Genomic DNA, 17,838 nt, shown 5'->3' with positions numbered 1-17,838 from the left:
ATCAACAGATTACTTTAAAATTAAGAACTAAATATATGGTTAAACACTTTTTTCTTACTTGCAGTGTATTGCTTTCAGCAGCTGCCCAGACAGCCTTGGCTAAAGAGTATGATTTAGAAGGTACATTAGTTACTCAAAATAATTATGTACGAATTCAGAGTTGTAATCTGAAAAATACTTATGCTTTATTGCCCGGTAGTGGAAATGGCTATGAAGCGACAGCAGAGATTGTCAGCTCCAGAAAAAATATGCCTGAAAGCACGCCAATCTATGTTGCTTTAAAAGGAAAATTAGAAAGTCCCAATTTTTTAGTTTCTGGAATTGAACTCATCAAAATAGGGGAAAACTGCCATACAGCCAAAACTAAATCCTCATCTCCTGAAAAAGCTGTTCAGAAATACCCAAGTGAAAACCAGCAGCCAGATTTAGAAGACAAAAATTCTAAGGCTGAGCCACATAATCCTGCATTGAAGCCGGTGGAAGCAGAACCAGCGGTGACAGAACCAGAAAATCTGAAACAAACAGCAGAAGAACCAGGAACAACGATATCAGTTGAGCCGGCTCATCATTCAAAAACTACACAAGCTGAAGACGGTAAAAAGTCTAAAGATGATCAATATTCTTCTGATAATCTTCTTGATAAGCAGGTTAAAACAGAAGATGCTAAACAGGCAGATATTGAAAAATTGGATAGAGGAAATGCTACTCCAGTTGATCCTGCAACGTTAAATACATCTAAGCCAAATGTTCAATCTGTAGAGACTCCTGAAAAGGTAGAGCAACCTGCAGTAGATGAATCTAAGGCTGTGGAACAATCAGTGGTTGAAGAAACTAAGTCCGTAGAGCAGTCATCTATGGTAGAAACACCTGAGGCAGTAGAACAACCAATAGCAAGTGAATCTAAAGCTGCAGAACAGCCAGTGATTGTAGAAACTAAGACTGTAGAACAGCCGTCTGAAGTAGATATGCCTGCAGTAGTGGCGCAACCTATAGTGGATGAGTTTAAAGTTGAGCAGCCAGTGGATGCAGCAACGGCTAAGACTGTAGAACAGTCTTCGGAAGTAGAAGCATCCGCGGTAGTACAACCACCGGTAGTAGATAAGCATAAAATTGTAGAACAACCACCGGTAGTAGATGAGCATAAAATTGTAGAACAACCTGAGGAAGTCAAAGCATTTGAACAGACTGGAGCTTCTGAAACGGTACACAATCCTATAATAAAAGAGACTTCTATAGAGGCCGATCATAAGGTAGAAGAGAAACCGTCTGTACCAGAGGTTGTTACTCCAGCATCGTCCTCTGTGGAAGATCGTGTAACGGCATTTGAAACTCAGCCTAAAACTGATAATCAAGAATCTACACAATTAGAGGGTATTCCGTCTGTAGGGACGCAAGCCGACCAGGTAACAGAAGAAACTCATTCTACACACGATACTTTATCGGGAACCGAAGCATCAACACCAATAACTGATTCATTATCGAATGAAGTTTCTGCACAGCCAGTTTATGTGAATCACATTATTGTGCATGAAGATGATGTGGCTGAGTAAAAGGTAACCAATATAGTCGAGTTAGTCTTCAGTTATGAGAAAAGGCCGTCTGAAGAATCTTAGTTTTAAGTTAAATGGATTTTGATTCTTCAGGTAATTGTAAAAGGTTTTAAGAAATTTGTTCTCGCGAATAAAAAAGCTTACTTATATCATTAAGTAAGCTTTTTTTGTATTTAATGGGCAGTAAGCATATGAATTATTCGTAGCTTGAGACCTTTGCAAAATTCCCCCCCCCCCCCCCGACAGCCGAAATCCAAACATAAGTTTTCGACTGTTTTTGTTTCAAATATCCACTGACTCTCCTCAAATACCCTCCTAATCCTCCCCGGACACCTGATAATCAGGCATCCAGCCGCCTTTTAGGCAGCAGCGGGCGCACTTAGCCTGTTGGCGGCTTTCAACAGGTTCAAACACATCGCCTTCAGATGGCTTTGCGCACTCACTTTGAGTAGCCCGAAATAGGCTGCCCGAGCATAGCGGAATTTACGGTGCAACGTACCGAAACTTTGTTCGACCACATAACGGGTCTTCGACAAATGTCGGTTGCGTTTGGTTTGCGTTTCCGTCAGCGGACGGTTGTGGTGGGCTTTGCGCATAATGCCGTCCTGCAGCCGATGCTCTTTCAAATGTTGCCGGTTTTCCTCACTGTCATAGCCTTTGTCGGCATAGACGGTCGTACCTTCGGGCAGTCCTTCCAACAAAGGCAACAGGTGTTTGCATTCATGGACATTGGCGGGGGTAATGTGCAGTTTCTCGATATAGCCTTCCGCATTGGTACAGGTATGTTGTTTGTAACCGAGTTTGTAGAGGCCGTTTTTCTTTATCCAACGGGCATCGCTGTCTTTACTCAGTGTGGTTTGTCCGCTGACTTGTCCTTCTTCATCGACTTCTATGGCCTGGCGTTGTTTGCTGCCGGCGGTCTGAATAATGGTGGCGTCAACAACGGCGGCGGATGCTTTCTCTACTTTTAGGCCTTTTTCGGTCAGTTGTCGGTTAATCAGTTCCAGCAGTTCGGACAGGGTGTTGTCTTGCGCCAGCCAGTTGCAGTAGCGGCATAAGGTGCTGTAATCGGGGATGCTCAGTTCGTCAAAACGGCAAAACAGGTTGAAATCGATGCGGGTGATGAGGCTGTGTTCGAGTTCGGGATCGGAGAGGCTGTACCATTGTCCGAGTAGGACGGCTTTGAACATGGACAACAGGGGATAGGCGGGACGGCCGCGGTGGTCTCGGAGGTAACGGGTTTTTTGACGATTCAGGTATTGTTCGATCGGTTGCCAATCAATCACCTGATCCAACTTTAATAGTGGGAAACGGTCGATGTGTTTGGAGATCATGGCTTGGGCGGTTTGTTGGAAGAAGGTGCTCATGAGAAATCCCCTAAATGTCTTGATGGGAATTTAGGAGATTTAGGGGAATTTTGCAAAGGTCTCAGCTTTTATACCCAGAAAATCAGAGATTTTCTGATGGTGTTTGATACAGGCTTTGGGGATTGGCTGTATCGGGGATTTCTGCCGGAGCGGTTTGGGGTGCTGCTACCGGCTCGGAAGTGGCGTTGCTGTCCACTAAGTCATCAATGTCGATGTTGTCGTCTTCGCTTTGAGGGAGCGTGCCGCCGGTTTGTTGGGTGCGGACTTTCATGTAAAGGTCGCGTGTGTAGCTGTATTTGTCGATGGCTGCGCCTTCGAGGCTGTCGGTCAGGTCGAGGAGCTCTTCGCGGGTGTTGATGGCTTGCTGGCCGGTTGTACCCCAGCGTCCTGCGCTGGTGTGGAAGATGGCATTTTTAACCGGATAGACGGTGGTAATGGCGTTGCCGACGGTATCGCGTACGGTAGACGGGCCGAGCAGGGGGACGACGAAGTAGTTGCTGTTTTTCCAGCCCCATGAGGCGAAGGTGTCGCCGAGGGTGTTTTTATTGCTGGGTACGCCGCCTGCACCGGCTACGTCGATTAAACCGCCAAGGCCGAAGGTGGTGTTGATGCCGACGCGGACGAGGTCTTCGCTAGCGCGTTTGATGTCAAGGCGCAACACGTTGCTGCCGAAGCTGACAACATCGCGCAGGTTGTTGAAGAAGTTGCTCACGCCGGTACGCACCGGTTTGGGCGTTACTTTGCGATAGCCGCGTGCTACAGGGGAAAGGACGTATTTGTCTGCTTTGTCGTTGAACTTGGAAACGGTGCGATTGTAGCCTTCGTAAGGGTCGGCCGGATTGCGTTCGGCAAGTGCGGGAGCGGAGGCAAGGCTGATGATGAGGCAGAGGGAAGCGGTGGTTTTTTTCATGATTGCAACCAGTCTTTGATTTCGTAAAGTTCGGCCAGTGCGCGGACGGAATCGGGAATGTTTTGAATGGTCGGTTTTTTGTCTGTCCGGCGCAGAGCGTTGAGCAGCAGGGAAACGCAGGCGGAATCTGCTTTGCCTACTTGGCTGAAGTCTATGCTGTCTGTTTCTTTCAGACGGCATTGTTGTTCGTAGCGCGCAAAGGCGGAGGCAGTCAGGGTTTTGACGGTAACGTCGCCGCTGATGTAGAGCGTGCCGTTGCGGATTTCTGTTTGCATGGTGTCTTTATGATGTAAGGCACCATGCCGTCTGAACATCAGGCGGCATGGTGTGTGGGTGGATTATTTACCGCCGTTTTTGGCTTTCAAGTCGGCAATCAGGCCGTCGATGCCTTTGGCTTTGATGGTTTCGCCGAATTGGTTGCGGTATACGGTAACCAAGCTTGCGCCTTCGACTGCGACATTGTATGCGCGGTATTTGCTGCCGCTTTGGTAGGTGGTGAAGTCCATGTTGACCGGTTTTTGGCCGGAAACGTTGATTTCGGCGCGGACAACGATTTCTTTACCGCCTTTGTTTACGACAGGGTTGTCTTTGATGTTGACCTTGGCGTTTTTGAATTTCAGCATGGTGCCGGAGTAGGTGCGGATCAGCAGGGTTTGGAACTCTTTGGTCAATGCTTGTTTTTGTGCGTCAGTTGCAGTGCGCCATGGGTTGCCGACGGCCAACGCGGTCATACGTTGGAAGTCGAAGTAAGGGATGGCGTAGGCTTCGGCTTTTTGGCGTGCGGTGTTGGCATCGCCGCTGTTGAGGATTTTCAGCACTTGAACGGAGTTTTCACGGATTTGGTTAACTGCGTCTGCAGGTGCGGCAAATGCCATGCTGATGCTTAATACGCCGATGCTCAATGCGCTGATAAAAGAAGTTTTTTTCATGATAGTGTCCTGAATATTGGGTTGATATGTGTTTATTGTTTGTTTTGACCGGCAGATTCACTGTCTGCGTTTTTTTCGGCAAAGCTGGTCATGAATTTGCCGATAAGGTTTTCCAAAACCATGGCGGAGCTGGTGACGGTAATGGTGTCGCCTGCTGCCAAAGAATCGGTATCGCCGCCTTGTTGCAGGCCGATGTATTGTTCGCCCAACAGGCCTGAAGTCAGGATTTGTGCGGAAACGTCGCTGCTGAACTGATATTGGCTGTCCAGATTGAGGGCGACTTTTGCCTGATAGGATTTAGGGTCGAGCTGAATGGAGGCAACACGGCCCACCAGTACGCCTGCGGATTTGACCGGCGCGTTGGTTTTCAAGCCGCCGATGTCGCTGAAATCGGCATAGACGGTGTAGGTTTGTGATGATTTGCCGAACGATTGTCCGCCGGCGGCGCGGAAGGCGAGGAAACCGATAGCGGCCGCGCCCAATAAGACAAACAGTCCTACCCAAAATTCCAAAGCATTTTTTTTCATGTGCTATTGTCCTTGTTTCATTCTTTTTAAGTGTCGTTTCAGACGGCCTTTAGTCGGTAAACATCCATGCGGTCAAGATGAAGTCGACGGCGAGGATGGTCAGGGCGGAAGACACTACCGTGCGTGTACTGGCGCGCAAAATACCTTCGGAGGTCGGTACGCAGTGGAAACCCTGATGTACGGCGATCAGCGTAACGGCTACGCCGAAAGCGGCGGATTTGATTAAGCCGTTGAGTACGTCGTAATGGAAGGTAATGTTGTTTTGCATTTGCGACCAGAAAATACCGCCGTCCAAACCCAGCCATTCGACGCCGACCAAATACGCGCCGTAAATACCGGCAACGTTGAAAATCGAAGCCAGCAAAGGCATGGAAAACACGCCCGCCCAAAAGCGCGGCGCAACTACGCGTGCCACGGGGTCGACCGCCATCACGTTCATTGCTTCAAGCTGCTCGGTGGTTTTCATCAAGCCGATTTCGCTGGTCATGGCACCGCCCGCGCTGCTGGCAAACAGAATGGCAGCTAATACAGGACCCAATTCGCGCAACAGGGAAGCGGCAACCATATAACCCAAAATATCGGCGGATTTGAATTTTGCCAGCTGCGTATAGCCTTGCAAGCCCAATACCATACCGACAAACAGGCCGGACACGGCAACAATCAGGACAGACAACACGCCTGCAAAGTAAACCTGGCGGATGCTCAGGCGAGGACGGGTAAACGCCGTACCTGATTTGGCCAGGATATGCAGGAAAAACAGCGTAATGCTGCCCAGCGATTGGATGAAGCCGAGGGTTTTTGCCCCGACGGAACGGATAAAATTCATAGGTTCCAGTTGATTGGTTAAATGGTTTTCAGACGGCCTTGTTTAAGTTTCAGGCCGTCTGAACATCAGCCCAGCAAGTCTTGTTTTAAAGTCGTTTGCGCCGGATAGCGGTAGGCGACGGGGCCGTCTGCCAAGCCGCCGACAAACTGGCGCACCCAAGGCGAGTCGAGTTCGCGCATTTCTTCGGGCGAGCCGGAGAACATGATTTCGCCGTGTGCCAAGAAAATGACTTGATCGACAATTTCCAATGATCTTTCAATATCATGCGTTACCATCACGCTGGTTGAGCGCAGGGCTTTGTTGGCACGGCTGATGAGGTGGGCGATAACGCCCAGCGAAATCGGGTCGAGGCCGGTGAAAGGCTCGTCATACAACATGATTTCAGGGTCGAGCGCAATCGTGCGTGCGAGGGCGACGCGACGCGACATACCGCCGGAAAGCTCGGAAGGCATCAGGTTTTCAACACCGCGCAAACCGACTGCATTCAGTTTCAACACCACCAAATCGCGGATGACCGCTTCGGGCAAATCCGTCAGCTCGCGCATGGGGAAGGCGATGTTGTCGAAGACGGATAAGTCGGTGAACAATGCGCCGTGTTGGAACAAAACGCCCATACGGCGGCGGTGTTCGTATAGCTCCTGCGCCGAAAATGCGGCCAAATCTCGCCCTTCAATCAGCACTTTGCCCGATTGCGGGTGAATTTGACCCGTAATCAGGCGCATCAGCGTGGTTTTACCGCTGCCCGAACCACCCATTACGGCGGCGAAATTGCCTTGTGGAATGCTGAAGTTGATGTTGTTTAGAATAGGACGGTCACCATATGCGAAGGCAACGTCTTTCATTTCGATGAAGGGTGTGGAACTCATGCAGGAGAGGGGGTATCAAAAAATGTATTTTAATTACGTGTATTGTAAAGGGTATTGGATATTCGGGCAATTTTCAGACGGCCTGCGCGTAGGAATAACGGGTAAAAACGTGTGAAAGAATGCAGAAGCGTTGGTGGTACGGTCGTTTTGTCGCATGTTGTGTCAAACATACAGGCGGCTGTGTAGGTATATTTTGTATAGAAATACAAAAAACAACTGAATCAAATCTAATTAAAAATATTTTTATCATCAAATATCAATACTTTTTTGGGGGGAGCTTAGACAGGAAACAGCTAATCTAATATCTATATTGAATTATTTGTGAAAAGAAAGAATAAAACATCGATAAATTTCCTTTCCTCTCTCTCTCTTGTAGAATAATATATTTTTGATAGGTTTTTATTAAATATCCTTATAACTCTCTTATAGAGTTATAAGGATATTTCTTTAATCTCATTATTTTGCTCTATGCCTAAAGCGTCCTGTTGGTCCATACATTTCCCCGTTATGAGTCTGTTTCCATCCATATAGTTTCAAATTTAGTAGGATACGGACTTAGCTAATGGGCTAAAATCAACGAATAGAAGGAACTCCTCCATTTTTAGAAACAAATATAGGCCAATTTCCAATAATAGATTTATTTATATCCATTGTTTCTAAATATTCTTTTGACTGATATGGGAAAAACCATCCATCATCATTTTCTCGTACATGAGATTCAACTATTAACAATGAAATTCCCATTTCTTGCTCTATTTGACTTAAAAAAGATACTGCGATTTTCTTTGCTTCTTGATAATTAATTATCATGGCAATACTCCAAATTGAAAATGTTTAAAGGTAGTAAAATTGACTTTACCTCCTTTTTGTATTTGCCTATCAATATACCCTTTGGGACAACTGCACTTTATGGCCCGCGCTGGATCGGTTGTGTTAAACAAAGGCCGTCTGAAACGGTTTTCCTGTCTTTAGACAGCCTCTCAGCTCAAACCTTGAGAAGCGAATACGTGCGTTCCGCACACATCCTACCTGTTGAGTTTAGGTTTCATATGGGCTACGGCTTGCTGATGTCAGACAATTTTTTTTAATTTAGTTGGGTTTTCAACTCAACCTACACATTTAATCTGAAAGTTCATATAGCATATCCCAAAAGGCATCAAAACTATCTGCAATATGGCTAGTTACCATTTTCGTATCTCCATTCTCATCTTCATAAAAATCATCATGATACATCAGAATGATAAATGGATTTTCATTGCATTTTCTGTAATCAAAACAGATATAATCTCCATTAGCTGAAATCCCAAAAGCAATCACTTTTTTTGCATATCCATATTCATCATCGATACATGAATAGCTATAAATATCCTCATAGCCTAAATTTTGCTTATACCCTAAAAATGAAATGTCCCTTTCATCATTTTCACCGTATTGATTGATAAAATTGAAAATATTTTCTTTAGGGTATAAATGATCATGTTTGCCAAGAAGTGATACATATGAAACAGGAAAAACGACCCCTACATCTTCAGCGAATTGTTGAATTGTTCTTATTGGAACCAATCCCTCATCTGATGATATTGATAGTTTTCTCATTTTTACTGACCTTTCTTTAACGATTTTTGACCAGTATGCCTAACAGCTTTATGAATACTATTAGGAATTAACTGCATATTATAAAGAGGCGGGCAAACATGCCCGCCTTGTTTTTAATATTTCTGCAAACCTTCTACCTTGATTTCTTTGGCATTGGCATTGATGAAGGCTTGAGTCGCTTTCATCGTGGCTTGGATGCGCGGATCGTTCCAACGCACGATTTGGTTGTTTTCATCGCGCTTGTCCGACCAGATAATCACGCCGTCGGTGTATTTTTTGCTGATTTCGAGCATTTTGCGCCAGCGGACGGGGTCGATGAACTGCTTGAAATAAGGGCTGTTGGTGGCCGAATAATATTGCGGCCAGATGTAGCCGATGATTTTTTTGTTGGGAAAGCGTTGATGAATGTCGTCAACGGCGGTTTTCACGTCTTTTTCCCATTGCACCAAATCGGGGGAAGTGATGTAGAACACAGGATTGGCATAGTCGCTGATGGCGGCGGTGGGCACGCGGCGTTTGCTGACTTGCCGCCATTTGGCCAAGATGGCTTCGTTGTCAACGTTGGGGCGGTAGTGGCGGATGCCGTGCAGGTGTTCGGAAGGCATGCCGTAGTTGCTGATGAAGGCGCGCGGGTTTTCTTCTCTGAAGATTTGGTACATCCGCGCAAAGTCGGTTCTTAATTCGTCGGGGGTCAGCAGTTGGCCGTCTTTTTCGGCAAACCAGCTTTCGATGTCGGTGGAAATGGTGCGGTAGCCTTCGCGGCGCGATTGTTTGGCCAATTCACGGATACGCGCTTCGTTGAGTACGCCGTGTTTGCGTTTGCCCGTCGGATCGGGTTTGACCAGCTCGCTTTCGTAAACCAAGAACACTTTGGAGAGTTTGTCGGCAGTAAGGTCGGGTTTGCCGACATAGTCCATGCGGTCGTAGATAATGAAATCTTTGGCATGGGCGGAGAGGGCGGTTAATAAGAGGACGAGGGGCAAAAGGCGGTTGGGTTTCATGTTTTTAGGCAGATAAGGGAAAAGGGCCATTGTACGGGAAGCGGCGTTAAAGTAAGTCAAAGGCCGTCTGAAAGGATAAAAGTTCTTTCAGACGGCCTTTTATTTGAATGTAGCAGGAATATTCAGCTTTATGGCTAGTGTCACGGATTTATTGTGCCGCAGTTTTTTCCAGTAATAGGAAAGTCTCGGCTTTGTTACGCGGTCTTGCGCCTTGCCACAAGGTTTGCCAACCCGAAGGTGCGCCGATGTTGGCGGCTTGGCGGATGAGGCGGTAGCGGCAGGACGGGTTGTCGGTCGTGGTTTTAATATGGCTGTATTGTGTCCACGCGATTCGTGTGCGCTGGTCTTGGCCGTCGATGCTGATACATTCGAGGCCGTCTGAAAGTTTCTGTTTCAATTCGGAAGAAAGCGCGGCTTCCATTTGGTGTACCACCGGCGCATGGCTTTTGGCGGCGTTGAGCCATGGTAAAAACAGGGTCATCAGCAAGGCCCAGGCCAAGGTAACGCCGGCTGCCCAGTTGGTTACGGCTTGGCGGCCGCGGATGTTTTTACGCGTAATTGCCCAAAGCCACAATGGGGTAAACAGCAGGGCGACAGTCATCGGAATTGGGTCGATGTTGGGGATGTAATATGGGCTGAAATAGGCGGCGCGTTCGGCCAGTTTGGCAGGCCAGCCGTAGTTCATGGCGAAGAAGCCCAGCCACAGGAAGACGGCAATCAGACCGAATGCCATGATGCCGAACCAGTTGATAAATGCTGCTGCGCCGCGACGCAGGCCGTCCAGTTGTGCCGCACCGAGCAGGGCGAGCGGCGGCAACAGCCAAACGAGGTTGTCTTGCAGGCGTTGCGGGTTGATGGTGAGCAGGGCTGTCATGATAACCAGCCACGACAGGCTCAGAATGCCCCAGTTTTTATCGTGGATACGCGTGCGGCTGAGCGTCCATGCAGCCAGCGGCCAGGCAGGCAGGGCAAACCACAGCAGGTTTTTCAGATAATAGGGCAGGTTGAAGGCCGTCTGAATCTGATGGAAGCCGCCGAATACGCCTAAGGAATAATGGTTGAACCAAACCTCAAACCATTCTGGATTGGTTTTTGATAAAACCAGCGGATACAGAATCAGCAGGGGCAGGGAAACGATGATGGCACCAATCAGGGTCAGCAGATAGCGTTTGCTCTGCCAAGTGGAATGGAACGACAGGGCAAGTGCCAAAAAAATCATGGCCGCGGTCAGCAGATAGCCTGAGGAAAGGGAGAGTAAAACCCAGCCGCCGCACAACAGCAAAATGGCGATAATGACGCGGCGGCGTGCCAGTGAAAAGCCGCACAGAATCAATCCAAACGCGGCAAAAGCGGCCGACATGGGATTGAGGAAGTGGGCGATGGGCAGTAAACCGATGCTGCCTATAAGGATTAAGACAACGCTGCGGCCATGGTGTCTGCCGAGAAAATTGAAACCGGCAAAACCGCAGGCGGTCAGTCCGATGGCGGTGAATACCACGCCGGCAAAACGCGCGGCATCATAGGCATCGGCTGCCCAAGGCGAAAACAGGGTTTGGAATGCGGTTGCCACCCACAAAAAAGCAGGGGAGATAGTAAAGTCGGGTTGGCCGAAGATTTGTGCAACCAGCAGGCTGCCGCCGTTTTTCATGGATTCGGAGGCGGTAAAGAGGGAGGGTTCGGCAGGGTTCCACAAGTCATGCGAGAACACGCCCGGCCACAGCCAGGCAAAAGCCATCAGCAGCAGTAGCCATGGTTTTTCATGGGTTTTTTGGGGGCGGCGCGGATCGGGCGGTGTGTAAGTCAGCATGGAAGGTCAAAAAAACGGTTGGTTTGAATAGCAATGGTACAGGGTTTGACGGGTTTGCGCGATATGCCAGACTGGAGGGCTTCGTAAAATAATGCTTACGGCTCGTTTTTATCGGGTGTTTGGAATGATATGGTATTCGGTTGACGACAAAAAGCTCAGGCCGTCTGACAGAAATATTTCAGACGGCCTGAATGCAAAAAAGACTGCACGAAGCAGTCTTTTTGACAAAGCGGCAATTAGCGTTTGAACAGGTTGCCGAATTTGTTGTTGAATTTGTCCACGCGACCGGTAGTGTCGACGATTTTTTGAGTACCGGTGTAGAAAGGGTGGCACAGAGAGCAAACCTCAACGTTGAAGCTGTCTTTTTCCATTGCGGATTTGGTCACGAATTTGTTGCCGCAAGAGCAGGTAACGTTGATTTCGTGGTAGTTCGGGTGAATACCTTGTTTCATTTGATTTCCTTTCGATTAAGCGGGCACAGGGGTTTTGCCTGTACTTCAGTTAAGCGTGGAATTTTCGCTATTTTTGGCTGTTTCGTCAAGAGGATATTTTGTATGCAGAGCAGTTTCGCAACAGGCGAGAACAGTTTAGAATAGAGTTTCAAACCAAATGTTGTGTAATCGGGCTGTAATCTAACTGAAAAGAGGATGTAAAACCTCCTCTAGATGTGAAACTTTAAGAAGAATAATAGTCTGAATAATATTTACGCTTGTACGAACAGGAGACGGAATTAATGTGGAAAAGGATATTGACGTGCATTTTGCGTGTTTGGGGAGGAATGTTGCCTCCGTCTTATTGCAAACCATTCGGCAGAATTGCGCAAAAATTCCGTGCCGCTTTGGCTGCGTGTATTTCCCCAAACATCGGCAAAAACGTCAATATTGAAAAAGGCGGATATGTTTTTCCGGATACGGTAATCGGCGACAATTCGGGTATCGGCGTCAATTGCGAAATCTGCCACGGCCTGACCCTCGGCAAGAACGTGATGATGGGGCCGGAATGCCTGTTTTATTCGACCAACCACAAATTCAACCCTGAAACCCGCCGCTTTGAAGGCTATACAGACATCCACCCGATTGTGATTGAAGACGATGTCTGGATTGGTCGGCGTGCGATTATCATGGGCGGCGTTACCATCGGTAAGGGCGCGGTAATCGGCGCAGGTTCGGTGGTTACCAAAGATGTGCCGCCTTATTGCGTGGCTGCGGGCAACCCTGCGATTGTTCGGAAAAAACTGCTGGATGAGCAAGAGCTTGCAGCCGAATAGCGTAAACAAAATAGCAAAATAAAAGGCCGTCTGAAATTCAGACGGCCTTTTTTAATATTGATTAAGCAGCAATTTTTTCGCATTCTTTAATGCAAGCCAAGCAAGATTCGTAGCAGGCTTTGCATTCAGCGTGGTGGCCGGCGTGTTCTTTGCAGGCGGCAGCACATTGTTTGCAGGCTTCGATGCACACTTTTGCCAAAGACGGGGTCAGGCGTGAATTTTGGGCAGCGAGGTTTTGCAATGTGCCACACAGTGCCAACATTTGGTTAACGCCGGTTGCACAGTCTTTCATGGAAGTATCGCCGGAGCTCAACAGGGCAATGCAGTGCGCCAAGCAGATTTGGCCGGCTTCAACGCAATGTGCGGCTGCTTTGCGCGCAGCTTCGTAGGCGCGCGGTGCAGAGTGCGCGTGACCAGCATGACCGGCGTGGTGTGCATGGTCGTGAGCACGGGCAAAAGAAGCGGCGGCGGTGAGAGAGACAGCAGCGGCGCTGCCGATAAATTGACGACGGTTCATCATAGTTTCCTTTTTGCTTTGTAGAAATATCGGACGAATTATTTCATCCGTTATTAAAAGGTTATCATGTTATTCGTTTTTAAACAACAGGCCGTCTGAAGGTATCGATAACACGTTCAGACGACCTGTTGTTAGATATGATATTTGTTTAAATCAATCACAAATCGGATGGCTGAAATACGGGAAAGTGACTTTTTGCCGAGAAAATAGTCGGTTTATTCCGCCAACAATTCTTCCGGTTTGACTTTCTCGCCATACACAGGCAAGAGGGTTTTTTCATAGGCGGCTTTCAGACGGCCGTCTTTTTTCATGGCGGCGATTTCGCCGTTGACCCAGTTCAGGAGGTCGGTGTTGCCTTTTTGAACAGCCGGGGCGATGAATTCGGCAGGGCCGAGGTTGCCGATGGCAACTTCAAAATTTGGGTTTTCTTTTGCCCAGGCCCACAGCAGGGCGTTGTCGTGGGCGAGTGCTACGCCGCGGCCGTCTTTCAGTGCGTCGAAGGTTTCGGTATTTTGGTCGAATTTCAGCAGTTTGACTTCAGGATGGTTTTTGGTGAAGAAGGCATCGGCGGTGGTGCCTTTGTTGACCAGAAGGGTTTGGTCTTTCAATTGCGCAACGTCGGTAATCGGTTTGTCTTTGGGGGAAACCACGCCCAAGGCCACTTTCATGTAAGGATCGGCGAAATCGACGGCTTCGGCGCGTTCGGGTGTTTTGGTGAAGTTGGCGAGGATGAGGTCGACTTTGCCGGAACGGACGTATTCGACGCGGTTTGCGGCCTCGGTCAGGACGAATTCGACTTTGTCGGGGCTGCCGAGCAGGTCTTTGGCCAGGTCTTTGGCGATTTCAACGTCAAAGCCTTGGTTTTTACCGTTGGCGTCAACATAGCCGAACGGAGGCTTGTCGCCGAATACGCCGATACGGATGACGCCTTTTTCTTTGATGGAGGCAACGGTTGCCGCGCCGCTATTTTGTGAAGATTGGGCATCGCCGGAGCCGCCTCCGCAAGCAGTCAGGCCGACGGCGATGGCGGCGGAGGCGAGGAGGGCTTTGAATTTGGCATTCAATTGCATAAGTGTTTCCTTTTCAAATGTTTGGTTGAAAGTGGAGGCCGTCTGAAAAAGGGTTCGGATGGCCTGAAAATAAAATCAGTAGTCCATGCCTGCCAAGAATTGGCGGGCGCGTTCGCTTTTGGGGGCGGAGAAGAAGGTTTCGGGGTCGGACGATTCGACGATGCCGCCTTTGTCCATGAAGACGATGCGGTCGGCAACTTTGCGGGCAAACCCCATTTCATGGGTTACGATGAGCATGCTCATGCCTTCATGGGCGAGTTCTAAAACCACTTCCAAGACTTCGCGCACCATTTCGGGGTCGAGTGCGGCGGTGATTTCGTCCAGCAGGATGACTTCCGGATTCAGGCACAGGGCGCGGACAATGGCGATGCGTTGTTTCTGGCCGCCGGAGAGTTCGCGCGGATAGGCGTTTTTGCGGTCGAGCAGGCCGACGCGTTCCAACAGTTTGTCGGCTTGTGCCTCTGCTTCGGCACGGTTGCGGTTTTGTACTTTCACCGGGCCTAAGAGAATGTTTTCGATGACGGTCATGTGGGCAAACAGTTCATAGCTTTGAAAAACCATACCGACTTTTTGCCGGGCGGTTTGCCAGGAAACGTCTTTGCCGAATTCGCCGACACTGTCCATCACGATGCTGCCGCCTTGGTGCGGCTCCAAACCGTTTACGCAGCGCAGGAGGGTGGATTTGCCGCAGCCGGACGGGCCCAACAGTACGATGACTTCGCCTTTTTCCAAGTCCAAGTCTAAGGATTGAATGGCGGTTACGTTGCCGTATTGTTTGTGCAGGTTGCGGATGCTCAGTAAAGCCATGTCAGTGTTCCCATTTTTGTTCAAGTTTTGCCGCCAGCAGCGACAGCGGCCAGCAACAGAAGAAATACAGCATAAAAATCAGGCCGTAAACCCAAAATGAAGCATTGGGTTGCGTCAGCAGCGAGTTTTCGATGATTTGCTGGCCGACTTTGACGACTTCGATGACGCCGATAAGGGAGGCGAGCGAGCTGGTTTTGATCATGCGCGTAAACAGATTGACGGCGCCGGGCAATACGCGGCGGATGCTTTGCGGCAGCTCGATGTAGCGGAATACCTGCCCGCGGCTCAAGCCGAGTGCTAGGCCTGATTCGACCTGGTGTTTTTCAATCGATTCCAATGCGCCGCGGACCAAATCGCCCATTTCGGCGATGCCCCACATGGTAAATACCCAGACGCAGACCCAAAATCCGTCGATGTGGATGCCTGTCCAGACGGATAGGCCGAAATACAGGCCGAACAGCCACACCAAAATCGGCACGATTCGGATGGTTTCGAGATAAAACCGTCCGATAAAGCGGATGAGCCGGTTGCGCGAACGCAAAACCAAGCCGAACAGCGTACCCAATACGCAGGAGGCGGCAACGGAGACCAGGGAAATCTGCGCCGTCAGCAACAAGCCTTCGCCCAAGCGTGCCGCGTTTTGTCCTTCAAACAGCCAGTCAAACACCATATTTTGCACTCCGTACGCGGTTTTCTGCCCAGCGCGCCAGAAGCGAAACGGGTAGAAGGATGATCAGGTAGCTGGCAAACAGCAGGAACAAGGCTTCGTTGGTTTTATAGTCCATGCCGATGATGTCTTTGGTAACGAACAACAATTCTGCAATGCCGACCGCGCTGACGATAGATGTTTCTTTCATCAAAAACAATACGTTTGCGCCGATGGCGGGAACGGCGACCGCCCATGCTTGAGGCAATTCGACATAGCGGAACACTTGAAAGCGGCTCAAACCGATGGCCTTGCCCGCTTCGATCTGCCCTTTGGGGACGGCCAAAATACCGGCGCGGATGGCTTCCGCCATGTAGCTTGCGCCCAAGAAAACCAGTGCGATTACGCCGCAGGTGAAACCGTCCCATTTAATGCCCATTTTCGGCAGGCCGTAATACAGGAAAAACAATTGGATCAGCAGGGGCGTATTGCGCGACAGCTCGATATAGGCGCGTGCCAATGCGTAGAAGGGGCGGATGCGGTATGCCGTAACCACGGCAACGGGCAGGCCGAACAGCAACGACAAAACGACGCCATATACCGACAATTCCAGCGTCAGCTTTGCCGCATCGACAAATTTAGGGATGGCATCGATCAGATAAGACCAGTTCATCAGAGTCAGACAATCAGCATGATAAAGGCAGTATTTTAGCGGGTTTGTAAGAGAGTGTTAAATAATGGATAGGAATATCGATTGTGGATAAAACACAAAAAATGGAATAAGGCAAAGGCTGTCTGAAACGTTTCAGACGGCCTTGAAATGTCAAGGTTTCCGCGTCAGGCGGCAGCCGCTTTCCGTTCATGAATCAGTAAATTCAACAGGGCGGCCGCGCCTGCCAAGACTGCGTCGGCGTACCACATCCAGCCGTAATCGTTGAAGCGCGTGATGACGATGCCGCCGATGTATGAACCCAAAAAGCCGCCGATTTGGTGGCTCAACATGGTCAACCCGAAGAGGGTGGCCAAGTAGCGCGTACCGAAAAGTTTGCCGGTAATGGCGGCGGTAGGGGCGACGGTTGCCAGCCAAGTGAAACCGAGTCCGGCGGCGAAAAGATAGAAGTTCAAATCGGTTTTAGGTGCGGCCAGATAAATCAATATCATGGCGACACGCGAAGCATATAAACCGAAGAGGACGTATTTGCCCAAAAATCTGCCGGTACACCAGCCTGAAAAAATACAGCCGGCGATGTTTGCCAAACCAATAATGGCAATGGAGGTCGAAGCGACCGTAGCGGGGAGGCCGCAAAGTGAAATTTCGGTCGGTAGGTGGGTAACCAAAAAGGCGATGTGGAAACCGCAGGTAAAGAAACCCAAATGCAGCAAGATATAGCTGCGGTTGGCGAAAGCCTTGCAGACGGCCTGCTTCAGGGTTTGGCCGCCGTTGTCGGTATGGACGGTGTGAGAAGCATGTTTGCCGCCGGCCAGCCACCAAGAAATCGGCAAAATCAAGATGGCAATGACTGCCCAAACATAAAATGTCCCTGTCCAGCCGACATGGGGTAGGGTAATCAAACCTTGAACCAACGGCGCGAACAAAAATTGCCCTGCGGACCCGCCTGCATTGACCAAGCCGGAAGCCAAGCCGCGCCGATGAGGCGGCGTTTTGGCGGCGACCTGTCCCATAATGATGGAAAATCCGCCCGAACCCGTACCGAATGCCAACAATAAACCGATACCCAGCATCAGCCCCCAATAAGTCGGCATTTGCGGCACCATCAGACAGGCGGCAATCAACAGAACCGTACCGCCGGCTAAAACCTTAAACGCGCCGAAACGGTCGGCCAACGCGCCGGACAAGGGTTGCGATATGCCCCACATCAATTGGAACACGGCAATAATCAGGCTGAACTGGGTCATGCTCAATTCGGTCGAGTTGACGACGGGCAGGACAAAAAGCCCTAAAGTCATCCTCATGCCGATGGTAATCAGCAGGATGGAGGCGGCAGCGGCAATCAGCAGCCACAAATTGGGTAATTTGGCAGAAGAATCGGTCATGATGTTTGTGTGTGTAAGGGGCAGGGAATAAAAGCTACTCCTGCCACTATATTATTTATTTGATTTCTCGGCGAGCCGATATATAAACGCGCGATTC

At 49.3% G+C, this 17,838-nt stretch carries 20 protein-coding genes; 2 read left to right on the top strand and 18 right to left on the bottom strand.

Annotated features, from left to right (window positions below):
* Positions 1-35: 35 nt before the first annotated feature.
* The gene (locus CYJ98_RS08430; protein ID WP_101755763.1) at positions 36-1,550 is read left to right on the top strand and encodes a hypothetical protein; all 1,515 of its coding nucleotides are present in this window, start codon (positions 36-38) and stop codon (positions 1,548-1,550) included.
* Between the two features lie 359 nt (positions 1,551-1,909).
* Here CYJ98_RS08430 and CYJ98_RS08425 read toward each other — a convergent pair whose 3' ends face one another.
* The 12 genes from CYJ98_RS08425 to rpmE form a co-directional block, all read right to left on the bottom strand.
* A complete protein-coding gene (locus CYJ98_RS08425; RefSeq protein ID WP_101804493.1) occupies positions 1,910-2,917 on the bottom strand; it encodes an IS5 family transposase in 1,008 nt (335 codons plus the stop codon).
* Between the two features lie 82 nt (positions 2,918-2,999).
* Positions 3,000-3,827 (bottom strand): VacJ family lipoprotein, encoded by an 828-nt coding sequence (locus CYJ98_RS08420; protein WP_101755764.1) that lies wholly within the window; start codon positions 3,825-3,827, stop codon positions 3,000-3,002.
* On the bottom strand, positions 3,824-4,102 hold the full coding sequence (locus CYJ98_RS08415; RefSeq protein ID WP_036493932.1) for an STAS domain-containing protein: 279 nt from the start codon (positions 4,100-4,102) through the stop codon (positions 3,824-3,826). Before CYJ98_RS08415 ends, CYJ98_RS08420 begins: the two co-directional genes overlap by 4 nt.
* A gap of 63 nt (positions 4,103-4,165) precedes the next feature.
* Positions 4,166-4,756 carry an MlaC/ttg2D family ABC transporter substrate-binding protein gene (locus tag CYJ98_RS08410; RefSeq protein ID WP_070460242.1) on the bottom strand — a complete coding sequence of 197 codons (591 nt, stop codon included), beginning with the start codon at positions 4,754-4,756 and terminating at the stop codon, positions 4,166-4,168.
* Positions 4,757-4,788: 32 nt separating this feature from the next.
* The gene (gene mlaD / locus CYJ98_RS08405) at positions 4,789-5,283 is read right to left on the bottom strand and encodes an outer membrane lipid asymmetry maintenance protein MlaD (RefSeq protein ID WP_049329454.1); all 495 of its coding nucleotides are present in this window, start codon (positions 5,281-5,283) and stop codon (positions 4,789-4,791) included.
* Positions 5,284-5,332: 49 nt separating this feature from the next.
* A complete protein-coding gene (mlaE, locus tag CYJ98_RS08400; protein ID WP_049344968.1) occupies positions 5,333-6,109 on the bottom strand; it encodes a lipid asymmetry maintenance ABC transporter permease subunit MlaE in 777 nt (258 codons plus the stop codon).
* A 65-nt stretch (positions 6,110-6,174) separates the two neighbouring features.
* Positions 6,175-6,975, bottom strand: a complete 801-nt coding sequence (locus CYJ98_RS08395) for an ABC transporter ATP-binding protein (RefSeq protein WP_049344969.1) — start codon at positions 6,973-6,975, stop codon at positions 6,175-6,177.
* A gap of 573 nt (positions 6,976-7,548) precedes the next feature.
* Positions 7,549-7,785 carry a YrhB domain-containing protein gene (locus CYJ98_RS08390; protein ID WP_083297186.1) on the bottom strand — a complete coding sequence of 79 codons (237 nt, stop codon included), beginning with the start codon at positions 7,783-7,785 and terminating at the stop codon, positions 7,549-7,551.
* A 309-nt stretch (positions 7,786-8,094) separates the two neighbouring features.
* A complete protein-coding gene (locus tag CYJ98_RS08385) occupies positions 8,095-8,571 on the bottom strand; it encodes an SMI1/KNR4 family protein (protein WP_101755765.1) in 477 nt (158 codons plus the stop codon).
* Positions 8,572-8,684: 113 nt separating this feature from the next.
* Entirely contained in the window at positions 8,685-9,572 is an 888-nt protein-coding gene (locus CYJ98_RS08380; RefSeq protein ID WP_244169021.1) for a hypothetical protein, read from the bottom strand.
* Between the two features lie 148 nt (positions 9,573-9,720).
* Positions 9,721-11,379 carry an ArnT family glycosyltransferase gene (locus CYJ98_RS08375; RefSeq protein ID WP_101755767.1) on the bottom strand — a complete coding sequence of 553 codons (1,659 nt, stop codon included), beginning with the start codon at positions 11,377-11,379 and terminating at the stop codon, positions 9,721-9,723.
* A 236-nt stretch (positions 11,380-11,615) separates the two neighbouring features.
* The gene (gene rpmE / locus CYJ98_RS08370) at positions 11,616-11,831 is read right to left on the bottom strand and encodes a 50S ribosomal protein L31 (RefSeq protein ID WP_003681847.1); all 216 of its coding nucleotides are present in this window, start codon (positions 11,829-11,831) and stop codon (positions 11,616-11,618) included.
* A gap of 281 nt (positions 11,832-12,112) precedes the next feature.
* Between rpmE and CYJ98_RS08365 the strand changes: the two genes are divergently transcribed.
* Entirely contained in the window at positions 12,113-12,646 is a 534-nt protein-coding gene (locus CYJ98_RS08365) for an acyltransferase (protein ID WP_101755768.1), read from the top strand.
* 61 nt (positions 12,647-12,707) lie between these two features.
* Here CYJ98_RS08365 and CYJ98_RS08360 read toward each other — a convergent pair whose 3' ends face one another.
* The 6 genes from CYJ98_RS08360 to CYJ98_RS08335 all read right to left on the bottom strand — a co-directional run bounded on the left by CYJ98_RS08360 (position 12,708) and on the right by CYJ98_RS08335 (position 17,741).
* A complete protein-coding gene (locus CYJ98_RS08360; RefSeq protein WP_101755769.1) occupies positions 12,708-13,163 on the bottom strand; it encodes a four-helix bundle copper-binding protein in 456 nt (151 codons plus the stop codon).
* A 215-nt stretch (positions 13,164-13,378) separates the two neighbouring features.
* Positions 13,379-14,233: an amino acid ABC transporter substrate-binding protein gene (locus tag CYJ98_RS08355; RefSeq protein WP_049332866.1), complete on the bottom strand. Its 855-nt coding sequence runs from the start codon at positions 14,231-14,233 to the stop codon at positions 13,379-13,381.
* A 75-nt stretch (positions 14,234-14,308) separates the two neighbouring features.
* A complete protein-coding gene (locus CYJ98_RS08350) occupies positions 14,309-15,040 on the bottom strand; it encodes an amino acid ABC transporter ATP-binding protein (RefSeq protein ID WP_101755770.1) in 732 nt (243 codons plus the stop codon).
* 1 nt (position 15,041) lies between these two features.
* Entirely contained in the window at positions 15,042-15,710 is a 669-nt protein-coding gene (locus CYJ98_RS08345; protein WP_101755771.1) for an amino acid ABC transporter permease, read from the bottom strand.
* The gene (locus tag CYJ98_RS08340) at positions 15,700-16,359 is read right to left on the bottom strand and encodes an amino acid ABC transporter permease (protein WP_003748035.1); all 660 of its coding nucleotides are present in this window, start codon (positions 16,357-16,359) and stop codon (positions 15,700-15,702) included. The genes CYJ98_RS08345 and CYJ98_RS08340 overlap by 11 nt, the downstream gene beginning before the upstream one ends.
* Before the next feature lie 164 nt (positions 16,360-16,523).
* A complete protein-coding gene (locus CYJ98_RS08335; protein WP_101755772.1) occupies positions 16,524-17,741 on the bottom strand; it encodes an MFS transporter in 1,218 nt (405 codons plus the stop codon).
* Between the last annotated feature and the right edge of the window lie 97 nt (positions 17,742-17,838).

The sequence above is a fragment of the Neisseria perflava genome, assembly GCF_002863305.2.
GTDB classification, from domain to species: Bacteria; Pseudomonadota; Gammaproteobacteria; order Burkholderiales; family Neisseriaceae; genus Neisseria; species Neisseria perflava_A.
The sequence above is the reverse complement of the archived record's forward strand: the minus strand, read 5'-3'. Positions and strand labels throughout refer to the sequence as shown.